We start from the raw sequence: 26,843 nt of genomic DNA, 5'->3' as shown, positions 1-26,843 counted from the left end.
AGGCGTATGAGGATTTATTGTTTTCCGCGAATTTCCGAATCAATTTCCAGATGCAACTCTCTCAACTGACTTTCCTCCAAAACCGAGGGTGCATCGAGCATCACGTCGCGTCCGGAGTTGTTTTTCGGGAATGCCATGCAGTCGCGGATCGAGTCAAGCCCTGCGAAAATCGACACCAATCGGTCTAACCCGAAAGCAATACCACCGTGCGGCGGGGCGCCGTACTTGAAAGCATTCATCAGGAAACCAAACTGCTCCTGCGCCCGTTCTTCCGTAAAACCAAGTATATTGAACATCTTGTCTTGCAGTTGACTGTCGTAGATACGGATTGAGCCGCCACCGACTTCGACGCCGTTGATGACCAAGTCGTATGCGTTCGCACGAACGGCTTTCGGATCACGTTCGAGCAAAGGAATATCTTCGGGTCTGGGCGAGGTAAAAGGATGATGCACGGCATAAAAGCGCTGATCTTCTTCGTTCCATTCGAGCAGCGGGAAATCGACAATCCAGAGGCACTCGAATTTGTTTTTGTCGCGCAAACCAAGCTGATTTCCCATCTCCAGACGCAGTTCGCAGAGTTGCTTGCGTGTCTTGTTTACCTCGTCTCCGCAGAGGATCAGCAGCAGATCGCCCGGTTGAGCGCCGAAGGCCGCTTTGACTTCCTGCAATTTCTCCTGCGAATAAAATTTGTCGACACTCGACTTCACGCTTCCGTCAGCTTCTACACGAGCGTAAACAAGTCCTTTGGCGCCGATCTGAGGTTTTTTAACAAATTCGGTCAATCCGTCTAACTGTTTGCGGGTATAGCTTGCCGCTCCCTGCGCACAGATACCGCCAATATATGTCGCGTTATCGAATACCGGAAAACCCGCTCCCTGAAGTATCTCAGTCAGTTCGACGAATTTCATGCCGAAGCGTACGTCCGGTTTGTCCGATCCGTAATATTTCATGGCATCGTGCCACGTCATACGTGGGAACGGAGTATCGAACGTTGTATCAAGTAACGTTTTGAAAAGGTGTTTCGTCAGCCCTTCGAAGATGTTCAGTACGTCGTCTTGCTCCACGAAACTCATCTCGCAGTCGATCTGCGTAAATTCCGGTTGACGGTCGGCACGTAAATCTTCGTCACGGAAACATTTCACGATCTGGAAATAACGGTCGAAGCCCGAAACCATCAGCAGCTGTTTCAGCGTCTGAGGCGATTGCGGCAGCGCATAGAACTGTCCCGGATTCATACGCGAAGGCACCACGAAATCCCGTGCTCCTTCGGGGGTTGAATTGACCAATACGGGAGTTTCGACCTCCAGAAAACGCTCGTTATCGAGGTATCGACGTACTTCAAATGCCATGCGATGACGCAGTTCGAGATTTATACGGACAATGTTCCGGCGCAAATCCAGATAACGGTATTTCATCCGTAAGTCGTCACCGCCGTCCGTCTCGTCTTCGATGGTGAAGGGCGGGGTCATGGCCGCATTCAGAATGTTCAGTTCGGAAACGATCAATTCGATCTCGCCCGTGGGGATATGGGCGTTCTTGCTCGAACGTTCTTTGACGGTACCCGTTACCTGAATAACGTATTCGCGTCCGATCTTATTGGCCTGCTCACAAAGTGAGGCATTTACTTCTTCGTTGAATACCAGCTGGGTGATACCGTATCGATCGCGTAGGTCGATAAAAGTCATGCCACCCATTTTCCGTGTCCGCTGCACCCATCCGGCCAGTGTCACGTTTTGTCCTTCGTCGCACAGGCGCAATTCACCGCAAGTTCTTGTTCTATACATATTTTCCGATAACTTATTTCTTAAAAAACGCACAAAGGTACGGGATAATTTTCAAATTCCGCATCATAAAAGCAGATGAAAAGTTTTTAAGTTTCATCATATTCTTTCGATGCAAAGATAAAAAAGTTGTATTATGGATACAACGCTTAGCGTGTTTTCTTCATGCTTAACGTGTCCTCGGTCAGCTCGTTCGTTCAGCTTGATTTATTAGAGAAATATCGCTATCTTTGCCCGCTGAATTATTTCGTCCTGTGATTTGGTAACAGGGAGGGAATAAGCAAAAAAATGGCAAAAAAGACGGTAAAAAAGAAACGTTCGCAAGAAGCGGATAATGATATATGGGGATCACTGAGCGTCTTCTTTACGAATGAACGCTTGCGTTTTCTTGTGGGGCTGCTGCTCTGTTTCGCGGTGATTTATGTAAGCATCGCCATGGCTTCTTTCTTTTTTACAGGCGGGGCAGACCAAAGCGCCATCGAAAATGTGCCATTGAAAGACCTGTTGATCAACCGTGGACGCGTTCAAAACTGGGCCGGCGTGCGTGGTGCTTTTATCGCCGATCTGATCATGAACCGCTGGTTTGGCGTGGCGTCTTTCTTTCTGCTGTACTTTTTCGGGTCGTTGGGCGTCTATCTGATGGGCGTTTGCCGGATGTCGCTCATGAAACGCTTTTTGTTGTGCAGCTCGCTGCTTATCTGGAGTTCGCTCTTTCTGTCGTTCGTTTTTCTAAAAGGTTACGAAGACTCGTTTCTATATTTAGGGGGGCGTCACGGATATGAATTGTCCGAGGTCTTGATTCGGAATATCGGCATACCGGGGACGGTGCTGTTGCTGATGGTCTCTTTGCTTGTCATTGCCATTTTTACGAGTAAACGTGTGATGCCATGGTTGCAACAGATACTTAACCTCTCGTGGTATCGGAACAGATTGACTGGAAAGCAGCAGGCACAGAACAGTCTGGATACGGAAGAAGACGACGAAGAGAAGGGTTATATGAGATCCAAAACCTATCATGCAACCACAGAAGATGATGAAGAACAGGACGAAGAAGATACGCCGGATATAACGGTAACATACGATGATGATCCGTACCGTACAGCAGATTTTGACGACGAGCCGCAAATCAGACCGATGGCTGATGGTGACAGAATCATCAACGGTGAGTCAGTATTTACGATCGAGGTGCCCAAAGAAGAAGAACCGTACGACAATTCGACCATGGGCGATTATGATCCTCGTCTCGACTTGTCCAGCTACCGTTTCCCGACACTCGACCTGCTGAAAAAATACGAACAGGCCGAAAGACCAGTCGACATGGCGGAGCAGACCGATAATCAGCGACGCATCAAGCAGACACTCGAAAACTTCGGTATCAGCATACTGTCAATTAAAGCAACGGTGGGGCCAACCATCACGCTCTACGAAGTCGTGCCGGCGCAGGGGGTGAGAATCTCGAAGATTCGTAACCTCGAAGACGATATCGCCCTGAGCCTTGCCGCACTCGGCATCCGTATCATCGCCCCGATGCCCGGTAAGGGAACGATCGGCATCGAGGTGCCCAACAAAGACCCTCAGATCGTTTCGATGCAATCCGTAATCAGTTCGCGCAAATTTATCGAGAGCAAATACGATCTGCCGGTGGCGCTGGGACGCACCATCACGAACGACGTCTTTATGTTCGACCTCTGCAAAGCCCCCCACCTGCTGATGGCCGGTGCTACGGGACAGGGAAAATCGGTCGGGCTCAACGCCATCATCACCTCGTTGCTATACAAGAAACATCCCGCCGAACTGAAATTCGTACTCGTCGACCCCAAAATGGTCGAATTTAGCATCTATGCCGAAATCGAACGTCATTATCTGGCAAAGCTCCCCGACGAAGAGAAAGCGATCATCACCGATTTTACGAAAGTGGTACATACGCTAAATTCGCTCTGTAAGGAAATGGATAACCGCTATGAGTTACTGACGAAAGCACACGTCCGTAACATCAAAGATTATAATGAGAAGTTTATCAGCCGTCGCCTGAATCCGGAGAAAGGGCATAAGTATATGTCGTATATCGTGGTCATCATCGACGAGTTCGGCGACCTGATCATGACGGCTGGACGCGACATTGAAATGCCGATCGCACGAATCGCGCAGAAAGCGCGCGCCGTAGGTATTCACATGATTATCGCCACGCAACGTCCGTCGACCAACATCATCACCGGAACGATTAAAGCAAACTTCCCCGTGCGCGTGGCCTTCCGTGTCTCTTCGATGATCGATTCGCGCACCATTCTCGACTCGCCCGGCGCCAATCAGCTGATCGGACGGGGTGACCTGCTCTTTTCGCAAGGTAGCGACATGACTCGTGTACAGTGTGCTTTTGTCGATACGCCCGAAGTGGAAGCGATAGCATCTTACATTGGACAGCAGGCCGGATATCCTACGGCCTTTGAATTGCCGGAATATGTGCCGGAAGGTGAAGCCGACAAAGCATCGGGCGTTGACCTCTCCGATCGTGACCCGCTCTTCGACGAAGCGGCGCGACTCATCATCCTCCAACAGCAAGGTTCTACCTCATTGATTCAACGTAAATTTTCAATCGGCTATAACCGTGCCGGACGGCTGATGGATCAACTCGAAGCCGCCGGCATCGTCGGCCCCTACGAAGGAAGCAAGGCGCGTCAGGTATTGATACAGGACGAATATTCATTGGAACAGAAATTAAATACATTAAAGTCATGAAACGAGTACAATATATAATTATAATAATGTTATGGTTTTCGGTCGCAGGAGTTGTCACGGCACAGAAGGCCGAGGCGCTTTTAGACAGGGCCGCTGCTGCGTATGAATCATCAAACGGATTAAAAGCCTCGTTTGCGGCAAACATTCGCCACGAAAAACAAGGCGTTTCCGAAAGTTTCGAGGGCACCATACAAATGAAAGGAGACAAGTTCGTACTTATCACACCCGATACACGGACATGGTACGACGGTACGACGCAGTGGACGTACGTCGTCCGGACCGATGAGGTCAACCTGTCCAACCCCACAGGCGACGAGTTGGAGTTTACCAATCCGATGACCCTCCTTCGCTCTTATAAGAAAGGCTTCACGCTTTCCTATATCGGTCAAAGCACGTCCGACAACGGTAAAATGGCCGATGATGTGATGCTGACCTCGAAAAAAAACGGCGACGTGGCAAAGGTCGAAGTACAGATTGAGCGCGCCACCTCGTTGCCGGTGCGCCTGACGGTAACTCTGAAAAACGGTATGTGCAGCGTAATCCGCATCCGTAAGATGCAAACAGAAATCAGTCAACCGGAGCACGTCTTTCGATTCAATCCGGCCGATTATCCGGGAGTAACAGAAATAGATTTGCGATAATAATAAAAATAAAACCAAAAACAAAACAAACAGTTAAGAATATGACAAACGAAAAAGTGCGTTGTTTGATTATTGGCTCGGGACCGGCAGGATACACGGCTGCCATCTATGCTTCGCGAGCTAATTTAGCCCCGGTATTATACGAAGGGATTCAGCCCGGTGGCCAGTTGACTACGACAACTGAAGTGGAAAATTTCCCCGGCTATCCAGATGGAGTGACCGGTACGGAGATGATGGAAGACATGAAAAAGCAGGCGTTGCGCTTCGGTGCCGATATACGTCAGGGAATCGCTACGGCAGCAGATTTATCGGCTGCACCGTATCAAATTACCATCGACGGCGAAAAAATGATTGAAGCGGAATCATTGATCATTGCCACCGGCGCATCAGCCAAGTATCTGGGATTGCCCGACGAGCAGAAATATTCGGGTATGGGAGTTTCGGCATGCGCCACATGCGACGGCTTCTTCTACCGCAAGAAGAAAGTAGCCGTTGTAGGCGGAGGCGATACGGCATGCGAAGAAGCGCTGTACCTTTCCGGACTGGCCTCACAGGTGTATCTGATTGTACGGAAACCTTTCCTGCGTGCTTCGAAAGTCATGCAGGAGCGTGTGATGAACGCACCGAACATTCAGGTGCTGTTCGAGCATAATACGGTTGGACTCTTTGGCGAAAACGGAGTAGAAGGCGCTCATTTAGTGAAACGCAAGGGCGAGCCGGACGAAGAAATGGTCGACATTGCCATCGACGGCTTCTTCCTGGCCATCGGACATAAGCCCAACTCGGATATCTTCAAGCCGTGGCTCGCTACGGACAAAACGGGATATATCCAAACCGAGGCCGGCACACCTCGAACAACGGTTCCCGGTGTATTTGCAGCTGGCGATGTGGCAGACCCCCATTACAGACAGGCCGTTACGGCAGCAGCAAGTGGTTGTAAAGCGGCCATCGAAGCAGAACGTTATTTGATGAACCAATAGTATGCAGAACGATATGAGTATATTAACAGGAATAATCTCTTTCTGTATCTTTTTCACAAGCTGTTCACAGATAGACGAACCGGAGATTCTTACACCCAAAGTACGCGTCATTGCGCACCGTGGTTTCTGGCAGTCCAGAGGGGCTGCCCAAAATTCCATTGTATCCCTCGAGAATGCGGAGGGTATCGGGGTCTACGGGGCAGAGTTCGATGTACATCTGACGGCGGACAGCGTGCCCATTGTTTTCCATGATATAACGGTCAAGAAAATGAAAATACAGGAAATAAATTATGCAGCGATTCAGCAGATCGCGCTGGCCAATGGAGAAAAAATTCCGACGTTGCGCGAATATCTGGAAGCCGCCCGGCGTACAAAACGCATCCGCTTGATCCTTGAACTGAAACCGCATGCCACACCGCAACGAAATCGTTTGGCGGCACGTATGGTTGTCGATTTGGTACGGGAGAAAAAGTTGCAACATCGCACGGATTATATTTCGTTCAGTCTTGACGCGGCACGCGAATTTATTCGTTTGGCACCCGAAGCCGAAGTATATTATCTGAACGGCGAGTTGTCGCCCGAACAATTGAAACAAGAAGGTTTTGCCGGTCTTGATTATCATTACAGCGTGATGCGGAAAAATCGGCAGTGGTTCAACGATGCCAAACGACTGGGATTAGGTATCAATATCTGGACGGTTAATGATACGACATTGATGCGGGAAATGATTGATGCGGGAGTTGACTTTATCACGACCGACATTCCCGTTGAGGCGTTGAAGTTTATTCAGAAATAATACGGAGATGAGAAAGATCGTCGTGCTATTGTGGTGGTGTATCTGGGCCGGCAGTTTGTCGGCCGCAGATTACGACCACCCCAAACACGAAATTCGTGCCGTATGGTTGACGACGATCTTTGGCCTCGACTGGCCGACAAGTCCGGCAACGAACGAAACCGAACGAAACCGGCAGAAGCAGGAATTGCGTACCATCTTGGATCGTCTGCAAGAAGCCCACTTCAATACGGTTTTTGTACAAACCCGGCTGCGAGGCGATGTGATTTACCGCTCGCAAATAGAACCGATATCGGCCGTTTTTACCGGACAATGCGGAAAATGGCCGGAATATGATCCACTCGCATTCGTGATCGACGAATGTCATAAACGAGGCATGGAATGCCACGCATTTTTCGTGACCTACCCTGTCGGTTCGGCCAAAATGGTGAAGGAACAGAGACGTGCATCGGTTGTCAAACGCCATCCGGAGTTATGTATAAAACATCGTGACGACTGGTACCTCAATCCCGGTCATCCGGGAACGTCCGATTATCTTCTTTCATTAGTGAAAGAGGTCGTTACAAATTATGACGTCGATGGTATTCAGTTTGACTATATCCGTTATCCCGAAGAAGCACAATCCTTCCCTGACAGAAAAACGTATCAAAAGTACGGAAAGGGACAAAGTCTCGAAAATTGGAGACGTGATAATATCAACCGGATGATCGCGCGAGTGCATGATTGGGTAAAGAAGACGAAACCTTGGGTACAGGTGAGCAGTTCTCCGCTCGGCAAATACAGTAAAAGGCAGAATCCGAATGCTCGGTGGACGGCCTACGAAGATGCGTATCAAGACCCGAGAGCATGGCTGAAAGCTGGAAAGCAGGATATGATCGTGCCCATGATGTATTATCAGCAACAAGATTTCTACCCATTTGTCAACAATTGGCTTGAACACTCCGGACAGCGAAACATGGTCGCCGGTTTGGGAGCCTATCGCCTGAGTAAAAAAGAAGGAAACTGGAATCTCTCCGAAATCACCGATCAGATTAATTACGTACGCCGTCAAGGAGTAAAAGGTTGTGCTTTCTTCCGGACACAGTTTGTGATTAAGAATGAGAAAGGGCTGTATAATGAACTGAAAAACCGTTTCTTTAAATATCCCGCACAGCTTCCCCCTCTGGTTTGGATGAATGAAAAGGATTCCGTGCCGTGCGCACCGCAGGAAATCGTCGTCGTACGTGAACAGGAACGGCTGAAACTCTCGTGGAAAGGAAGGAGTTCAGACGACTATACCTATACCATCTACTATTCACAGTCCGATTCGATTGATATGACCAAGGCTCAATCGATTCTGGCAACAGGTATCCGGGAGAATGTACTGTATCTGCCCATCGATCGGCATGAGGAAAAGGAGTATTCGTTTTGCGTTACCGCGTCGAACCGTTACCGGATGGAAAGTCAGCCTTCGCGCTCAACTTATTATTATCTCTCAGAATACGAAAAATGAACAAAATGAGCGCAGAAACATATATAAACTGGTATGTTCTTTATACTTCGCCGCGTGCGGAGAAGAAAGTCGACGAACGGCTGAAAGGAATGGGCGTGGAGAGCTATTTGCCTTTGCACCGCTCTCCGCAAGTCTGGTCGGATCGGGTGAAGATGGTTGATAAACCCCTCTTCTCATCGTATGTTTTTGTAAGATGTTCGGAAGCGCAATTGATGTCGCTGTTGAAAGTATATGGCGTAGTCCGCATCATTTACTATTCGGGAAAACCTGCCGTTATTCGTCAGGAAGAGATCGATGCCATCCATTCGTTTCTGGAGCAGGCAGCCAACCACGTCCTTTCCATAGGAGAGGAAGTGGAGATTTTGAATGGCGCCATGAAACATGTTTCGGGAGTGATCCGCAAACTGGGGAGAAACCGGTTACAGCTCCATATCGAGCAGTTGGCAGTCACCGTAACCGTCGATCTGACGAGCGTAGCACCGGTCAGGCGGATAAAATAAAGCGATTAATCGCACATCAAATGATGAAAAACCTGATGGTGCGAGCCTCCTTTCCGCAAACATTTTTTTAGACCGGACAAACACAGCATATTGAAATGAAAATTACACGAAACGAACATATAACAAATTATAATCAAAATAAATCATGAAGAAATGGAAAGAGCGGAAAAGAGCCGCAGGGGTCTTTTCTTTTTGTACGGCCATCGCGGCCTCGGTATTTCTCTGCGGATGCAAAGAGACGAAAGTGAGCAGTGAATCGTTCGAACGATCGGACTATTATACACGAGGGATAGGGCAATATCCCGGTAATCCCAAGGAAGATTTTTCTCCTTCTTTATCGCCGGATTATATGACTTATCGCAACATCGCCCTGCGCAGGGCTGCCTTCGCTTCTTCCGGCTACGACTACAACCTCACGGCACAACTTGCGACAGACGGGATCGTGACCGACAAGCAGCCGCAATACCTGAATCTCTCCACCCCCGAAGGTGACGTGCCGCGTCGTGAACGTGAATGGATGATCGATGAAGGCCCATATTCCAGAAACACCTTTATGGGTGATGATACGTACTTTCAGTTCTCGCTTGCAAATTACAGCGCAAAGGTCGGCAAACTTTCGCTCGTAGGAACGCTTGTGTATGACGATAAAGCAGCCCGGGACGGCTATGAGATCGTTTGCCTTACATCGGCCGATGGAAAGGAATGGACGGAAGCAGGCCGCCTGAGCGGAAACAACCTGCCGGGCGAAGCCGTATCGTACCGTGTGCCGGTAACCGATCCGAACAAGCAGACGGAGCAGATCGATATGTCGGTACGGAAACTGAACGAAACGATAACTTTCAAGCAGGAAGTCAACAGCCCCTATTATCGGGTGACTCTGAAGATGGCCGGCGCTCATAGTTGGGTGTTTACGGAGGCGAATTTCTATGATGCCGAGGGACTCGTGGAGATGAAACCGTCGAAGTTTTTCAACAGCGCATGGATGAGCGCCTCTGCCGGCGAAGAATGGCTGTATGTCGATCTGGGAAGCCGTTCCGAATTCGATAAAGTCGTATTACGCTGGATTAACAAAGCCGTTCGCGGCAAAGTGCAGGTATCCGACAATGCGCAGCAATGGGACGATGTGGCCGACCTTCCGGGCGGCGAGGCGCTGACGGACGAGATCACCCTCGACAAAAAATATAAAGGACGTTACGTGCGTGTGCTGATGCAGGAAGCATCGGACGGAAACCGCTATATCCTGAGCGAGATGGAAGTGATGGGGGTTGGAGGACTGGTGCCCTACCCGGCCGAAAGACCGGCCGTAGCAGACGGGCGGATGTCTCTCTCGGGCGGAAGCTGGATGATTCGCCGTGCATCGGAAGTGACGGCTACGGGCGAAGAGATTTCGACACCCAACTACAAGCCGGAGAACTGGCTCGTTGCCACCGTTCCGGGAACGGTATTGAGCAGCTTTAAAAACGCCGGCGCCATAGCCGAACCGAATTATGCCGATAACCAATTGCATATCTCCGAATCGTTCTTCTACTCCAATTTCTGGTATCGCGACGAATTCGAGCTGCCCGAAAACTTCAAACAGGATCGTTTGTTCCTCAATTTCGACGGTATTAACTGGAAAGCCGACGTGTATCTGAACGGCCACAAACTGGGACGTATCGAGGGAGCTTTCATGCGGGGCAAGTTCGACGTGACCGACCTTGTCGTTGCGGGGAAGAATGTGGTTGCAGTCGAGATTGTGAAGAATGCACACATCGGCGCCATCAAAGAGAAGAACCGTCAGAGCACCGACTTTAACGGAGGTATTCTGGGCGCCGATAATCCGACGTTCCATGCGACGATCGGATGGGACTGGATCCCGACCATGCGCGGACGCAACATCGGAATATGGAACGACGTATCGCTCACAACGACGGGCCATGTCACCGTCGCCGATCCGTTTGTGCGCTCCGTACTTCCCCTGCCCGATACGACCTCGGCCAAGCTGACGGCCGGCATCATCGTCCGGAACTGGGATACAAAAGCCGTGCAAGGTACGCTCGAAGGCAAAATCGGCGAAATCACGTTTGAACAGCCGGTCGAGCTGGCTGCGGGCGAAGAAAAAACAGTCGTTTTCGACGCGACAGCTTATCCGCAGTTGAACATGCGACATCCGCGCCTGTGGTGGCCGAAAGGGTACGGCGCTCCGAATCTTTACGACGCGAACTTTACGTTCAAAGTTGGCGATAAGGTGTCCGATGCACGCAACTTCAAGGCCGGCATCCGTCAGATGACGTTTAATGAAGATAACCGTATATTGAGCCTCTTCATCAACGGACGTCGCTTTATCGGTCGCGGCGGAAACTGGGGTTTTAGTGAGTCGAACTTGAACTATCGCGGTCGCGAATACGACATCGCGGTGGCCTATCACGCCGATATGAACTTCACGATGATGCGTAACTGGGTCGGCATGATCGGTGACGAAGAGCTTTACGAAGCCTGCGACCGCCACGGCATCATGATCTGGCAAGACTTTTGGCTGGCCAACCCTGCCGACGGTCCCGATCCGTATTACCCCGAGATGTTCATTGTCAATGCCGAAGATTACGTGAAACGTATCCGCAGCCATGCGTCCATCGCCATTTATTGCGGTAGAAACGAAGGATTCCCGCCGGCTCAGATCGATCAGGCGCTGCGTCGCATCGTCCGGGAAAAACATCCCGATATACATTATATCTCCAGCTCGGCCGACGACGTGGTGAGCGGACACGGCCCCTACCGCATGCTCCCGGCAAAAGAATATTTTACGCTGAAAACGGGTAACGACAAGTTCCACAGCGAGCGCGGGATGCCCAACGTCATGACGTACGAAAGCATGCTCCGCACCTTCTCGCCCGAAGGGCTTTGGCCGCAGGATCATCAGTGGGGAATGCACGATTATACGCGTGAAGGCGCTCAGGGATGTACCTCGTTCAACGAAATCATCGCCAAGGGATACGGTGAGCCGCAGAGCGCGAAGGAGTTTGCCGAACTGGCGCAGTGGGTGAACTATGACGGGCACCGCAGTCTCTTCGAATCGCGCAGCCTCAACCGCAAAGGGCTTCTCATGTGGATGAGTCATCCCTGTTGGCCCTCGATGGTTTGGCAGACATACGATTATTATTTCGAGCCGACGGCCGCCTATTTTGCCATCAAGAAAGCCTCCGAGCCGTTGCACATCCAGTGGAATCCCGCCACCGACGAAGTAGAAGTCGTCAATTACAGCGGCGGCATGCGCAAGGGATTGACAGCGAAAGCACAGTTGCTGAATATGAACGCGTCCGTAGTCTGGGAAAAAGAGGCGACCGTCGACAGTCATGAAGATACGACAGACAAATGTATCCGTCTCGAATTTCCGTCCGACCTCTCGAAGGTGCACTTTATCAAGTTGACACTAACCGAAAACGGAGCGGTTGTTTCCGAGAACTTCTATCATCGGAGCCTCGAAGAAAACAATTATCAGGCATTACGCGAACTGCCGAAAGTAAAATTACTCCCTGCGATCGATACTCGGAAAGATCCCGACGGTATTTGGCATGCCACCGTCACGGTTGAAAATACGACGGCAACGCCCGCACTGATGATCCGCGTGAATGTGACCGGAGAAAAGGACGGCTTGCAATTCCTCCCCGTATTCTACTCCGACAATTACTTCGCCCTGCTTCCCGGCGAGAAGAAAACAGTTAACATCCGCTGGAAAGACGAAGATACGCGCGGCAATACCCCGAAAGTCCGGCTGTCTGGGTACAACGTAGAGTAACAGACCTTTTTTCTCAAATATTTAGTACTTACCCAAGGTTGCGTTTATCGAATGTAATCTTGGGTAAGTTCGTATAATCCCCCCATCTCATTTAAATTCTTCTAAAAAGTATAGCCCTTCGGGCGTTGAGTTGTTGAGCTGTTGAGCTGTTGAGCTGTTTTGACTGTTGGCTGAAAGCCGGCTACTCGATGACCATTAACAACTGACAATTTGAAAAGAAGCCCCGCAGGGGCGCGTTAATTCAGCCCAATGTGTAATCTGATCCGAACGCAATTGACGCAATTGACGCAAATAAGCGCAAATGAAAACGTGTGGTAGCTGAATACTGACGAACCATTAAACCCAAATTACGCGATACACTGTTCGGCGTTTACCATTAACAATGGATGTGCGAATGTACGACAATGGTTACGTCAGGCTTACAGCCCTCCCAACGGAGATATTGCTTTTTCCCCAACGCTTCGCTTCCGCTCTTCCCCCTTTGAAGGGGTAACATCCCCCTTCGCTTCGCTCTTCCCCCCTTTGAAGGGGGGGCTGGGGGGGATGTTCCTCTGCGTTCGGTCTTTTGTCATTCAGAGCGAAGCGATGAATCTCCTCCTTTTCCCCGCGAGATTCCTCACTACGTTCGGAATGACAAAGGGGGATCTAAATCAATATTCATTCAGGCTTACAGCCCTCAAAAAAAACAAAACAGGGGAATCAATACCCCACCCTTGCGGAATGGGGCTGAAATAAAACGGGTTTTCAGCCTTTGGTTGGAAAATGATTAACGGTTTATTTTCCGGGCACAAAAAAAAATATCCAAAAAACAAGCAAAATATTTGCATATAATCAAAAACTATTCATACCTTTGTCGTACATAACGAAAAAAGATAAAACTATGGAAAAAACAACCGATATTCCACCAGGGTAAGTCGATGCGCCTCGCAAACCGCACCGGAGGCGCAGCGTAAAAGAAATATCCGGAACGCGGAAACATGTATCAATTTTTAAAAACAGAAAAACATGAAACAGAAAATTACTTTATGGATAGGTGTCCTGCTTCTGCTGATAGGAGGAGTGGGATGTAAGAAAGATCAGTCTTCTTGTTGTGATAAAGAGATAATAAAAGATGTATCAGAGTTAACAGGGATTATTTCTTATAATACAGAGGTTAAACGATGGTATATCTCGGTGTCCGATGCGAATAGTTATGATAATGTGACTTTATATTTTCCTTGTAATCTAGACAGTAAATACATGAAGGAAAAAGAAAAAGTGATATTTTCAGGACAAATATCTAAATCAACATTAAAGATTACACTTCCTGCGGGAACAACTTCTTATTGTATAAATCTAATGTCAATCAATAAAATCAATTAATATGAAACGATTTATTCTTTTGTTTTTTCTATCTACGATTGCAATATTCAAAGTTTATTCACAGCGCCTATACGATAATGGCCCTTTAACAGGGGACAATAACTATGTTCTTCAAGGTTCAAAATGGAATAAAACTACCTTGAAATACTTATATTTATAATAGTTCGTCCCATTTGACGACTACAGAAAGAGAAAATGCCATTAGAAGCGCTTTTGCATTATGGAGTGATAAATCTACTTTATCTTTCATACAAGTATACAATCCCAATCAAGCAGATATAAAGATTAAATGGGAAAAAGGGAATCATGGTGACGGATATCCTTTTGATGGAAATACAGGTATATTAGCACATGCATTTTATCCCCCACCGGCAGGAGGAAATTATGCTGGTCATTTGCACTTTGATGATGATGAAAATTGGTCGATTAATGGTTCTGGTATTGACTTAATTACAGTTGCGGCACATGAGATCGGTCATCTATTAGGAATTGAGCATTCCAATGTTTCTTCTGCTCTAATGTATCCTTACTATACTGGCATAAAAAGACAGTTAGACAATGATGATTGTCTGGCTGTTTGGGATTTGTATGGATATCCTTTCTCCATCTCCGGCCCTTCGTCCGTCTGCGATCAAGCAACCTATACGGTAGAAAACCTGCCGGCGGGAGCTATCGTGGAGTGGAGCGTATCCAATCCAAATGTTGCTACGATCAGTAATAACGGAGTATTACAGGTTACCAATCAAACCTTTGCGCTAACCAATGTGGAAGCGAACATTTTCACGGGAGGAAACGAATTTACCATCAGGAAAGAACGTGTAATGACCGGTCAACCCAAATTTGAGATACAACCTCTCGGCTATTCAGGAAGCAATTTTGCTAGCTTCTTTCTGACACCTCAAGGAGAATATGGAGACTTACAGAGTATTCCTTTGAATTATCGTTGGAGTTATACGAAAATAGACGGAAGCGGTTATACTTTAATTGGGGATTATCAGAATACGTCCTTCTTAAACATCGAACCGGTTGTCACATTCCCCGGTCCCGGAACCTATATGATCACAGTACAAATCACAGGATATCCTTGCTATATACCCTTGGTAAGGTATAAACACAGCTGCGGCTCGAATTTCTTCACCCTCTCCCCCAACCCGGCCACGGATGCAGTGACCTTGCAGCTGACGGAGACGGATGAGGTCAGCGGATTAAGCGTGCTCTCGACCGACAGAACCCCCTACGAAATCCAAATCTGGAGCGGTATGACGATGCTGCGCTCGTTCCGGACGAATGAGCCGACGTTCTCAATCCCGATGGCCGGATTGCCGGCGGGACTGTACTTCGTGCGCGTCGTCAAAGACGGACAGACGTATACGCAGAAGTTGATCAAAAAGTGAAAAGTGATGCCCTTCGGGCGTTGAGTTGTTGAATTGTTGAACTGTTGAGTTGTTTGATTGTTGGATGGAAGCTGATGGCTGAATACTGACCGATAAATTACATCAGGCTTACAGCCTTCCGAACAAGGTTGGACGGGACCCCACCCTTACGGGATGGGGCTGAAATATATCTGGCTTTCAGCCCTTTCGGGTAATGGTTATGTACAGGGTACACGGTGTCCGAACGCAAATTTCGCAAATGAACGCAGTACGCACCGTAGAGACGCAAATCATTGCGTATCTACAACATGTACCCCTGTCATTCCGAACACCGTGAGGAATCCCGCGAGGAAGAGGAAAGATTCATCGCTGACGCTCTGAATGACAAGGAAAGTGCTCTGAATGACAGGGTAGAGGAAAGGGCAGTTCATGTAGGGGCAAACCTCTGTGTTCACCCGTCATAATGCCGATATGAACATCCCCCTTTCCCCCCTTCCAAGGAGGAATGCGGAACTGACGGCTGACCACTGTAACAGCTCCGAAGGGGTGCGTTAATTCAGCCCAATGTGTAGCGAAGCAAAGCGTTGGGGGAAAAGAATACCCACTCCTGCGGAGGGCTGTAAGCCTGATATAAAATGTTGATTTATTTAATGGTCGAGATGTTTTACTTAAACAAACTTGCGTGCTTTGCGTAACTTTTGCGTTCCTTGTGGTGATCTTACTGCCAAGTTCGCAAAGAACGACGCAAAGGACACAAAAAAACAGCTTAAATATTTACGTATTCTCAGAAATCGTTTATAACTTTGTAGTATCATCAAAAATGCAAGGCTATGGAAATAACAACCGACACTCCACCCGACAATTCGATGCGCCTCGCAAACCGCACCGGAGGCGCAGCATGACAACTATCTGGAACGCGGAAACAAGTATAAACGTTTAAAAACAGAAAAACATGAAGACAAAAATTATTTTATGGATAAGTTCCCTGCTTTTGCTAACAGCAGGAGCGGGGTGCGAGAAGAACAAGGACTACGAGGTTCCTACGCAACTGACCGGTACTCGGTGGGATCTGGCTGGAATAGTAGATACAAAGACTGGGAAAATCACTCCTCTTGCACCGAAAGGCAGCTACTGGTTTAAATTTATTTCCGAAACAAAAGCCAGAGGAGGTTCAGTGTTGAATATTATGGCAATAGATCTCACATCACCTCCTTTTTTTAATATAGAGACAGAAATTGGAGATAGCCATAACGGTGATGCCGCGTTGTTTTATCGTATCATAAGAAAGCTCGAATCGTACACATGGGAGAAAAATGAACTGAAATTTTTCTACGACAATAAACAATATTACTTACTTTATAAATACTCGAAGTCATGAAAAAGACTATATTTTCTATTTTAGGCTACTTGTTTTTTATACAATTCCTAAGCGCACAAATAACGACCAATGAAGCTCCTTTTAGCTTTGGTAGCACTCCGTCTCAATTATTAAGAAGTATTTCTACGCAAGAGCTATCTGCACCGGATATGGCGATAATACGGGCAGAAGATAAAGTCAATGACACTCTGCCGGGTGGCCCTTTGCGATTTGCTTATCCCGTAAAAGTGCATTATACATTGGCTAATTCCGGTGTGTGGCAAACGTTGAAAGACGGCGGCAAATTGTGGAGGCTAAAGGTCAGATTGCCGGGAGCCCTTTCCACGAATGCTCTATACGATAAGTTCCGGTTGCCTAAAGGTGCAAAGTTCTATGTGTACAGCGAAGAAACAAGACAATCTATAGGGGCCATAACCTCCGAGTATCTTAATAACGAATCAAACAGTGCATATGCATTCTCAACCGGTCTGATATACGGAGAAACGGTTACTTTCGAATATTATCAACCAGAGACCGTACGTGAAGAAGCCATTATATCCATCGCTCGCATCGACTATGGATACAGGTATGTTAATAATCCGTATACTCCCCGAACAAGATCTTTTGATGACTCCGGCGACTGTCAGGTAAATGTAAACTGTCCGGAGGGAGCAGATTGGAGAATGGAAAAGGATGCTATTGCCAGAATTATGGTTGTCTCGGATTACGGATCAGGATGGTGTTCCTGTTCATTGGTCAATAACACCAATAACGACAACGCTCCCTATGTATTGACAGCCGATCATTGTTTGCAAAATGATTATGGTCAATATCTGTTTGATGCAATCAGTAATCCGAATACCTCTCAATGGGTTTTCTATTGGGGCTATGAACATCCGGGCTGTTCCGATGGCAACGAACCGGCTCATCGGTCAACGGTTGGGGCTACCGTGGTTGCGAACAATAGATCATCTGATTTTGCTTTACTTCGATTAACGCAAGACCCGCGTAATTTAGCCGGATTTACCCCTTATTATTTAGGCTGGGATCGTTCCGGTAATTCGGGTACAGGCGGTGTCGGTATTCACCATCCGAGTGGAGATGTAAAGAAGATATCGACATTGAATCGCCCCCCCCAAGACAATTGGAATGGGAACAATAAGTTTTGGAGTCACTATTGGAATGCAACTCCAAACGGATACAGCGTTACAGAAGGGGGATCATCCGGATCCCCTTTAATTAACAACAGTCACCGTATTATAGGTCAGCTATATGGAGGAAGTAGTATTGATTGCTTTAATCCAAGTCAAGACATCGCAGCATATGGCAAATTCAGTGTTTCCTGGACGGGCAACGGCGCTACCGATTCGAGAAGGCGGTTAAGGGATTGGTTGGATCCACAAGGGACGAATCCCCAAACATTGGAAGGGAAAGAACTCTCATCTTCACCACCCTCTCTCTCTGGCCCTTCAAGTATTTATAATGAAGCGACTTATACAGTAGAGAACTTACCTGTGGGTTCGTCCGTACAATGGTCATCAAGCAGTAACTGTTTACGGTTGATCTCAGGACAGGGAACGGCAACGGCTACCTTTAAAGCTATATTCAATACATCGGCTGTCATCACGGCCACTATCAGTGGACCGACTTCAACATCGCTGTCGACCGGTACCATTACTGCTAATGCGTCGTACAACAGCGATATTTCATTCGATGTTTGGAATAATTCGAGTGGCGGATATATAGGAAATACTGCTACGGGCACCAGTGGTCTCTGTCCGAATACGACTTACCACTTCAGTCTGGTAAATAATTCGGGCTGTGCCATAAATGATCCGGAATGGACGGTTTCCCCGTATTGGACAATTCATTATAAAACAGAAAACATGATCTCCATTAATACAAACCAAGCCGCGGGCGGATGGATTTCATTAAAGGCACGCACCTGCTGTGGTACATCCGGTACGGTATGCTCGGCGACATTGGGATCTTCTTCAGACTGCCCTAACTACCGCTTCACCCTCTCCCCGAACCCGGCCACGGATGCAGTGACCTTGCAGCTGATGGAGACGGACGAAGTCAGCGGATTAAGCGTGCTCTCGACCGACAGAAGCGCTTACGAAATCCAAATCTGGAGCGGTATGAGGATGCTGCGCTCGTTCCGGACGAATGAGCCGACATTCCAAATCTCGATGGCCGGACTGCCGGCAGGACTGTACTTCGTGCGCGTCGTCAAAGACGGACAGACGTATACGCAGAAGTTGATTAAAAAGTGAAAAGTGATGCCCTTCGGGCGTTGAGTTGTTGAATTGTTGAACTGTTGAGTTGTTTGATTGTTGGATGGAAGCTGATGGCTGAATACTGACCGATAAATTACATCAGGCTTACAGCCTTCCGAACAAGGTTGGACGGGACCCCACCCTTACGGGATGGGGCTGAAATATATCTGGCTTTCAGCCCTTTCGGGTAATGGTTATGTACAGGGTACACAGTGTCCGAACGCAAATTTCGCAAATGAACGCAGTACGCACCGTAGAGACGCAAATCATTGCGTCTCTACAACATGTACCCCTGTCATTCCGAACACCGTGAGGAATCCCGCGAGGAAGAGGAAAGATTCATCGCTGACGCTCTGAATGACAAGGAAAGTGCTCTGAATGACAGGGTAGAGGAAAGGGCAGTTCATGTAGGGGCAAACCTCTGTGTTCACCCGTCATAATGCCGATATGAACATCCCCCTTTCCCCCCTTCCAAGGAGGAATGCGGAACTGACGGCTGACCACTGTAACAGCTCCGAAGGGATGCGTTAATTCAGCCCAATGTGTAGCGAAGCAAAGCGTTGGGGGAAAAGAATACCCACTCCTGCGGAGGGCTGTAAGCCTGATATAAAATGTTGATTTATTTAATGGTCGAGATGTTTTACTTAAACAAACTTGCGTGCTTTGCGTAACTTTTGCGTTCCTTGTGGTGATCTTACTGCCAAGTTCGCAAAGAACGACGCAAAGGACACAAAAAAACAGCTTAAATATTTACGTATTCTCAGAAATCGTTTATAACTTTGTAGTATCATCAAAAACGCAAGGCTATGAAAATAACGACCGACACTCCACCCGACAATTCGATGCGCCTCGCAAACCGCACCGGAGGCGCAGCATGACAACTATCCGGAACGCGGAAAACAATTATCAATTTTTAAAAATAGAAAGAACATGAAAGCAAAAATTATTTTATGGATAGGTGCCCTGCTTTTGCTAACAGCAGGAGCGGGATGCGAGACATATGTCAAAGACAGCTGGGTTTTGGAAAAAGAAGCAAGTGAAGTATTGAAAAATGCTCCACCCGTCGAGGCATTTACTTACTTTGGATGTAAAAAAAGTACCAATACCGCCACGGTTTCAACGAAATCGGCATCGGAAGAGGAAGAATATATCGCATATGAAGGCCATAAAGACGGTTATCTTTATATTCGCCACATAAACGCTACATTCAACTGCTGTCCAGACACATTGAAGGTCACAGCGTCCACATCAGGGGATCGACTGTTCATCAATGAGCAAGAAATCACCCCCCGATGCAATTGCACGTGTCAATATGATCTAACGTATAAAATTGGGCCATTATCGGCGCAAAAATATACGCTTCATTTATACAAAGATGCACTTCAATATACGGAGTTCTCCTTTACTTATAATACTTCATTAAAATCTCAATTCATTATCAAGAAAAACAACGCCTTATGAAAAAGATATTCTTTATAACCATCTTATTGTTGGTAGGTCTGTGTAAAATAAATGCTCTTGATCAGCAAAATATAACTTGTGAACGAGCGTGGGAAATTGTTCTGAGGGACGTTCTGAAAAATAACACGGAAAACGTCAATGTTTTTGTTTCCCAATCCGTTATTTTTTCTGGTAGTCAAATAAAAACAATGTATCGTGATGAACAATCTCCTGATTTCGATTCTTGGTTCTTTTTTATTGATGATAAACCTTTTGCTAGTTGGGCTCATCCTTGTCGATATGTATATATAAACATAAAAGACGGGACTTATGTGATTGTTGATAAACAGCAGCCACCTTTGATACAAGAAATGAAGCCTTTGGTAGAAAAAAAAATAAATGTTCAGGGAGAACTTTTTGATTTCAATAAATTGAAGTCATTAAAAAAACTCAGAACAAGTGCTTCTGTAATCCATAACTATGCGGTAATAATCAGTGGAGGTGGAAATGCCTGGAGCAATTGGGTCAGATACTGGAATGACTGCTCTGCAATTTATTCCACTCTAATAAATGTTTATGGTTATCCTAAAGATCATATATATGTACTAATATCAGACGGAACAAATCCTGAACATGACAGACATCATTATGATGGACATTACGATTCTTCACCTTTAGATTTGGATGGAGATGGGAGTAACGATATTCAATATGCTGCAACACGTGCAAATATCACACAGGTATTTAATACTTTAAGAAACAGATTGACCCCCGCCGATAATTTGTTTATTTATACGACAGATCACGGAGGACAAGAATCTGGAACAGATGTATATATGAATTTGTGGAATGAGATTATACGTGATGATGAGTTTGCGTCAGAAATCAATAAAGTGAATGCAGGAAAAATAAATATCTGCATGGAGCAATGTCATAGCGGAGGATTTATAGATGATTTGCAAGCTAATAACAGAGTAATTGCAACAGCTTGCAGATTTGACGAGTCTTCATATGCCATGTCGAACCTTATATACAACGAATTTGTATATCATTGGACAGCGGCTGTTGCTGGCAGAACGCCCCAAGGAGCATTTGTGAATGCAGATAGTAATAATGATGGTATTGTCTCCATGAGAGAAGCTTTTCTGTATGCGCAAAATCATGACATACAAGATGAAACACCTCAATATTTATCTATTCCAGCAATTTTAGGACAAGTAGTAAGTTTAAAAGCTTTTTCCATCTCCGGCCCTTCGTCCGTCTGCGATCAAGCAACCTATACGGTGGAAAACCTGCCGCAGGGAGCAACGGTACAATGGAGTGTAAGCAATAATAATGTTACATTGACATCAGGACAAGGAACCCATATTGCTACTTTTACTAAATTTCGTAACGGAATGGAAATTATTCATGCAGATATCTTGTTTAACAATATAAGAATTGCATTATTAACCAAAGAAACCTATTTTGGTGCACCATCTATCAGTAATATCATCGGAGAGCAGAGGGTTCCTACAGGCCAATATGCTTCATATCGTGCCGTTATAAGCAATAATGCACCTATTCCTTCAAGCTATCAATGGATCTTAAATCCCCTGAATGGCAACTCTCTGTATGGCAACGGTACGGAATCGATTGATATTGCTTTTTATAATCCCGGCTCTTATCAACTTGTGTGCAGAGCGACAAATGAATGTGGAGTAGGAGATTATTACACCATGGGAATTGGGGTTTACGATAATCTTTATCTCACCCTCTCCCCCAACCCTGCAACGGACGAAGTGACTTTGCAGCTGACGGAGACGGACGAGGTCAGCGGATTAAGCGTGCTCTCGACCGACAGAAGCGCTTACGAAATCCAAATCTGGAGCGGTATGAGGATGTTGCGCTCGTTCCGGACGAATGAGCCGACATTCTCAATCCCGATGGCCGGATTGCCGGCGGGACTGTACTTCGTGCGCGTGGTCAAAAACGGACAGACGTATACGCAGAAATTGATTAAAAAGTGAGAAAAGTGAAAAACGAAAAGTGAAAAGTGATGCTCTTCGGGCGTTGAGTTGTTGAATTGTTGGCTGACTGCTGAAAACTGATTGCTAATAAATTAATTCAGGCTTACAGCCCTCAAAAAACAAGAGCGGAAATCAAATTACCCCACCCTTGCGGGATGGGGCTGAAATAGAACGGGCTTTCAGCCCTGCGAGTATTGGATGCCCTTCGGGCGTTGAGTTGTTTGATTGTTGAGTTGTTGAATTGTTTTGACTGTTGGCTGATAGCTGACTGCTTGAAAACTGATAGCTGTGACCACTGTAACAGCTCCGAAGGGGTGCGTTAATTCAGCCCAATGTGTAGCGAAGCGAAGCGTTGGGGGAAAAGAATACCCACTCCTGCGGAGGGCTGAAAGCCTGATATAAAATGTTGATTTATTTAATGGTCGAGATGTTTTACTTAAACAAACTTGCGTGCTTTGTGTAACTTTTGCGTTCCTTGCGGTGATCTTACCGCCAAGTTCGCAAAGGACGCAAAAAAACAGACAAAATATTTGCATATTCTCAAAAAATGTTTTTAACTTTGTAGTATCATAAAAAACGCAAGGCTATGGAAATAACGACCGACACTCCACCCGACAATTCGCTGCGCCTCACAGGCCGCACCGGAGGCGCAGCGTAACAACTATCCGGAACGCGGAAAACAAGTATAAACGTTTAAACACGAAAAAAAGAAGATATGAAAACAAAGAAAAAAGTATTATTTGTAAGTTTGTTATCACTATGGATAACCGCAGGAATGACAGGGTGCAATAAGGATGACGATCCGATATGGGAGATATCGCCCGATGGGAAGCAAGCCGTTATAGAGCAGAAGAGAAACGGTATTGTTTTTAAGTTTTGTCTGCTTAATGAACAGGGGAAACCGGCTACCGTTTTTAAAGAAGGAGAAAACTTCAACTTTTCTTTCCGAATAAAAAATGAGACGGGAAAAAATTTGTACTACAATGCCTACCCATGTGCCTATTCGGACAGTTTCTTTTCTGTTTCCGACTCTTCCGGAAAAACAGTTGGAAAATCTTACGAAGCATTGCCCCAAACAGATATAGGTATAGCAGCTTATCCATTTAACAATAACGACAGTTACACCTTCAAAGTAGCGTGGCTGCATCCTGAAAAATCAATCGTTCAAGGTGGAGACTTTCGTTATAAGAGTCTAAAGAGGAAGCCTCTTAAAACCGGAAGTTATTACACCAGTTTCTCTCATAAATTTAAATTATTCCCTGTTTCGGGGAATAAACATATAGAAACAGAAAACATCCATTTCAAAATCAATTTTAAAATCCGATAACATGAAAAAGATACTGTTTACAGCCATATTTCTGTCCGTATGTATATTAGGAACACACGGACAGGTAGAAACAACGTTCTTTCCGAACAGAGACGCTTTGCAACAAAACCGCCTGCTGAAAGAACACCGGGGAAGAACGAAAATAAAAACAATGCCACCTCTCGATATACAAAAAATAGCATCTGCAAGACAACAGGAAAAGGACGACAATGTGCCGTTTCGTTTCGGAGAAGGATTCGACGCCCATATCACCTTAGCCGACGGAGAATGGACAGATAGAGAAAGCGGAAGACTCTGGACAATGGCGATTGAATCGAAAGGGGCCTACTCCATTAATTTTGTATTCAACGATTTCCACCTCCCGGAAGGTGCTGAGTTATACATATCCAACGAAGAAGGAGATATGCTTTATGGTCCGGTTACCTCGAAAGTAAATACGGAGAACGGTCATTTCCTGACCGACCTGATCAAAGGAGATAAAGTAACCATCTATTTGTTCGAACCTTCGAACAAAAGAAACGAATCTCAATTGACAATAAAACGAGTTGTGCATGCATATTTAGATTTGTATGGTAATTTAGATCGTTCTCTTGACTGTAATAATAATATCGCTTGTTTTCCTGTTTGGAGTAAAGAGTCGGATGCTGTGGCCTTGGTTCTTCTTTCCAACGGTGCTGAATTATGTAGCGGTTCATTGCTGATGACAGCCAATTTGAGTTTCAGACCCTATTTTCTCTCGGCATTTCATTGTATCGATACGGATTTGCCGAACGGATCATTATCATCCTCCGAAATATCCAATGCCGAAAACTGGATGTTTAAGTTCCAATACAAAATGTCTTCATGCAGCGGAGGTCATGTAACAAGCGGAGTGACCTATAACCGGGCTACATTCAGGGCAGCGTGGAATAATACCGATTTTGCATTAATGGAACTGAGAAACTCTCCCGCCGGCGACTCCCGTTTTTCATGGTTGGGATGGGATCGAAGCGGCAATGCGCCGACTTCGGGTACGGGGATTCACCATCCGTCAGGAGATGTCATGAAAATTTCTTTTGATTATAACAGCCTTTCCTCAAATACATCAATAATTTCTTGAAAAGGAGGGATATCCTCTCCAGTAAACACCCATTGGATTGTAGGATTGGATAGCGGAACAATGGAAGGAGGTTCGTCTGGTTCCCCTTTATTTGATCAAAACAGGCGAGTTGTAGGTCAATTGCATGGTGGGTTCTCAGGTTGTGCCCCCATAACAAAATATTTTGGTCAATTTCATCATTCATGGATAGGTGGAGGAACGAACAGTACGCGATTGAGTAATTGGTTAGACCCCTATGGAAGTGGTGTAATGACAACGAATACCTCAAGATATATCTCCATCTCCGGTCCTGAAGCATTTTATCGCCAGGCAAGTTACGCTATTACGAATTTACCGGCTGAAACAACTATTCGATGGAAATGCCGGAATGACAAAACAAAAATTATCTCCGGGCAGGGTACTCCAACCATAAACGTATCAACGACCACACCTTCCGGTGGATATCAAGAAGTCATAACCGCTCAAATAATTCGCAATAATATAGTGTTCTGTAAATTTTGACATGGCGCATATTATTTGTATCTTTGTCTCAAAAAGTCATGATACGATACACTATTAAATTAAGCAAGCAAGAAGTGGAAGAATTGGAAGCGATAGTCAACAAAGGCTCTCACAAGTCCCAAACCTATCGTGCCGCCTATATCCTGCTCAATACCGATGAAGGCGATTATTCCCGGAAGGTGACAAACGAGCGTATATGTGAGGTTTTACGCATAGGCATGCGTACCATCGACCGAGTGAAGAAACGATTTGTGGAAGAGGGCTTTGAAGCCACGTTGGAGCGTCGCCCAACCCAACGCGTATACGAAAGGAAAGTCGATGGCGATGTGGAAGCCAAATTGGTGGCTTTATGTTGCAGCGCTCCCCCTGAAGGGTATGCGAGATGGTCTTTGCGCTTGCTGGCAGACAAGATGGTTGAATTGGAGTATATTGACAAGATTTCCCATGTGACGGTGGGGAAGGTTTTAAAAAAAATGAACTTAAGCCCTGGAAAGTAAAGGGGTGGGTTATTCCAAGAGCCAACGGCGGGGAATTTGTAGCCCATATGGAGAACGTCCTGGACGTATATAAGCGGCCCTATACCCCTTCCAATCCGGTGTCTCTTCATGGATGAGTCATCCAAGCAGTTGATTGAGATGCGTGATTCAATCCCTGTAAAACCCGGGCGAGAGGCGCGGATTGATTACGAATATATCAGGCATGGCGTAGTCAATATATTCATGGCAAACGAGCCGCTGAAAGGGAAAAGGATGGTGGAAGTAACCACTACAAAGACAAAAGTGGATTGGGCTCATTTTATCAGAAAGATATCCGATGAAATGTTTCCACAGGCAGACAGGATAACATTGGTTATGGATAATTTTAAGACACACACTCCGGGAGCGCTATATGAAGCATTTGAACCGGAGGAGGCCAAAAGGATATGGGACAGGTTTGATTTCGTATTTACCCCAAAGCATGGGAGTTGGCTCAATATGGCGGAAATAGAGTTGCACGTTTTAAACAGGCAATGCTTGAACAGGCATATTTCAACCATGGAAGAAATAAAAAAAGAAGTTGCGCTCTGGCAGGAACATCGGAACAACAAAAATTCAACCATTAACTGGCAGTTCACAAACAAAGATGCAAGAATCAAACTAAAGAGACTATACCCGTCAATTAATAGATAACATAACAGTAGTTATAAATGAAATCAATTATCATGTCTTGGTAGGATTCCATATTACCTCAATTGAATATTTCCAATATTCCGGATATAATGTTCTAATTGCCAACACGACATTAGGAGAAAATTCAGAAGTATCCGCCACATGGGAAACAAATGCGAATATTATAGAGTTTCCTTATTCCTATGATGCGTCCTTTATTGGAAGAGAAAACTGCACAGCCGCCATCACA

The 26,843-nt window shown here is 46.3% G+C and carries 16 protein-coding genes and 5 pseudogenes; 18 read left to right on the top strand and 3 right to left on the bottom strand.

The window, feature by feature from the left end; all coding sequences use genetic code 11:
• Positions 1–14 precede the first annotated feature (14 nt).
• Complete coding sequence (gene aspS, locus BFO_RS11080) at positions 15–1,784, bottom strand: aspartate--tRNA ligase (RefSeq protein ID WP_014225821.1); 1,770 nt, start codon at positions 1,782–1,784, stop codon at positions 15–17.
• A 285-nt stretch (positions 1,785–2,069) separates the two neighbouring features.
• On the opposite strand from aspS, the gene BFO_RS11075 reads away from it, so the two are divergent.
• The 10 genes and pseudogenes from BFO_RS11075 to BFO_RS16700 form a co-directional block, all read left to right on the top strand.
• The gene (locus tag BFO_RS11075) at positions 2,070–4,517 is read left to right on the top strand and encodes an FtsK/SpoIIIE family DNA translocase (RefSeq protein ID WP_014225820.1); all 2,448 of its coding nucleotides are present in this window, start codon (positions 2,070–2,072) and stop codon (positions 4,515–4,517) included.
• Positions 4,514–5,158, top strand: coding sequence for a LolA family protein (locus tag BFO_RS11070; protein WP_014225819.1), 645 nt, complete (start codon positions 4,514–4,516; stop codon positions 5,156–5,158). The genes BFO_RS11075 and BFO_RS11070 overlap by 4 nt, the downstream gene beginning before the upstream one ends.
• Positions 5,159–5,199: 41 nt before the next feature.
• Positions 5,200–6,138, top strand: coding sequence for a thioredoxin-disulfide reductase (gene trxB / locus BFO_RS11065; protein ID WP_014225818.1), 939 nt, complete (start codon positions 5,200–5,202; stop codon positions 6,136–6,138).
• A 13-nt stretch (positions 6,139–6,151) separates the two neighbouring features.
• A complete protein-coding gene (locus BFO_RS11060; protein WP_041591331.1) occupies positions 6,152–6,934 on the top strand; it encodes a glycerophosphodiester phosphodiesterase in 783 nt (260 codons plus the stop codon).
• 7 nt (positions 6,935–6,941) lie between these two features.
• Entirely contained in the window at positions 6,942–8,423 is a 1,482-nt protein-coding gene (locus BFO_RS11055; protein WP_014225816.1) for a glycoside hydrolase family 10 protein, read from the top strand.
• Positions 8,424–8,428: 5 nt separating this feature from the next.
• On the top strand, positions 8,429–8,923 hold the full coding sequence (locus BFO_RS11050; RefSeq protein ID WP_141729168.1) for a UpxY family transcription antiterminator: 495 nt from the start codon (positions 8,429–8,431) through the stop codon (positions 8,921–8,923).
• A 145-nt stretch (positions 8,924–9,068) separates the two neighbouring features.
• Entirely contained in the window at positions 9,069–12,698 is a 3,630-nt protein-coding gene (locus BFO_RS11045; RefSeq protein ID WP_014225813.1) for a glycosyl hydrolase 2 galactose-binding domain-containing protein, read from the top strand.
• Between the two features lie 1,005 nt (positions 12,699–13,703).
• Positions 13,704–14,060: a hypothetical protein gene (locus tag BFO_RS11040; RefSeq protein WP_014225811.1), complete on the top strand. Its 357-nt coding sequence runs from the start codon at positions 13,704–13,706 to the stop codon at positions 14,058–14,060.
• A gap of 173 nt (positions 14,061–14,233) precedes the next feature.
• Positions 14,234–14,593, top strand: a pseudogene (locus tag BFO_RS16250) (M10A family KLIKK metalloprotease karilysin); the annotation flags it as partial.
• A gap of 594 nt (positions 14,594–15,187) precedes the next feature.
• A pseudogene (locus BFO_RS16700) lies at positions 15,188–15,454 on the top strand (T9SS type A sorting domain-containing protein); the annotation flags it as partial.
• A gap of 269 nt (positions 15,455–15,723) precedes the next feature.
• Here the strand turns inward: BFO_RS16700 and BFO_RS15880 are convergent.
• Positions 15,724–15,864: a hypothetical protein gene (locus BFO_RS15880; protein WP_014225810.1), complete on the bottom strand. Its 141-nt coding sequence runs from the start codon at positions 15,862–15,864 to the stop codon at positions 15,724–15,726.
• A gap of 521 nt (positions 15,865–16,385) precedes the next feature.
• Between BFO_RS15880 and BFO_RS11030 the strand changes: the two genes are divergently transcribed.
• Together BFO_RS11030 and BFO_RS15140 are read left to right on the top strand one after the other, a co-directional pair.
• Positions 16,386–16,811, top strand: a complete 426-nt coding sequence (locus BFO_RS11030) for a hypothetical protein (protein ID WP_014225809.1) — start codon at positions 16,386–16,388, stop codon at positions 16,809–16,811.
• Positions 16,808–19,066 carry a S1D family KLIKK protease miropsin-2 gene (locus BFO_RS15140; RefSeq protein WP_014225808.1) on the top strand — a complete coding sequence of 753 codons (2,259 nt, stop codon included), beginning with the start codon at positions 16,808–16,810 and terminating at the stop codon, positions 19,064–19,066. The genes BFO_RS11030 and BFO_RS15140 overlap by 4 nt, the downstream gene beginning before the upstream one ends.
• Before the next feature lie 269 nt (positions 19,067–19,335).
• On the opposite strand, the gene BFO_RS15875 is transcribed toward BFO_RS15140, so the two are convergent.
• The gene (locus tag BFO_RS15875) at positions 19,336–19,476 is read right to left on the bottom strand and encodes a hypothetical protein (RefSeq protein ID WP_014225807.1); all 141 of its coding nucleotides are present in this window, start codon (positions 19,474–19,476) and stop codon (positions 19,336–19,338) included.
• Positions 19,477–19,999: 523 nt separating this feature from the next.
• Here BFO_RS15875 and BFO_RS11015 point away from each other — a divergent pair.
• The 6 genes and pseudogenes from BFO_RS11015 to BFO_RS15680 all read left to right on the top strand — a co-directional run bounded on the left by BFO_RS11015 (position 20,000) and on the right by BFO_RS15680 (position 26,614).
• Positions 20,000–20,530, top strand: coding sequence for a hypothetical protein (locus BFO_RS11015; protein WP_014225806.1), 531 nt, complete (start codon positions 20,000–20,002; stop codon positions 20,528–20,530).
• Positions 20,527–21,825 (top strand): annotated as a pseudogene (locus BFO_RS16485) (C13 family peptidase); the annotation flags it as partial. The gene BFO_RS11015 and the pseudogene BFO_RS16485, both read left to right, overlap by 4 nt.
• Before the next feature lie 429 nt (positions 21,826–22,254).
• Positions 22,255–22,518, top strand: a pseudogene (locus BFO_RS16695) (T9SS type A sorting domain-containing protein); the annotation flags it as partial.
• 715 nt (positions 22,519–23,233) lie between these two features.
• Positions 23,234–23,845: a hypothetical protein gene (locus tag BFO_RS11000; protein ID WP_014225804.1), complete on the top strand. Its 612-nt coding sequence runs from the start codon at positions 23,234–23,236 to the stop codon at positions 23,843–23,845.
• A 1-nt stretch (position 23,846) separates the two neighbouring features.
• On the top strand, positions 23,847–24,944 hold the full coding sequence (locus tag BFO_RS10995; RefSeq protein WP_041590887.1) for a hypothetical protein: 1,098 nt from the start codon (positions 23,847–23,849) through the stop codon (positions 24,942–24,944).
• Between the two features lie 539 nt (positions 24,945–25,483).
• A pseudogene (locus tag BFO_RS15680) lies at positions 25,484–26,614 on the top strand (IS630 family transposase).
• Positions 26,615–26,843: the final 229 nt, after the last annotated feature.

Source organism: Tannerella forsythia 92A2, assembly GCF_000238215.1.
Taxonomy (GTDB): domain Bacteria; phylum Bacteroidota; class Bacteroidia; order Bacteroidales; family Tannerellaceae; genus Tannerella; species Tannerella forsythia.
The sequence above is the reverse complement of the archived record's forward strand: the minus strand, read 5'-3'. Positions and strand labels throughout refer to the sequence as shown.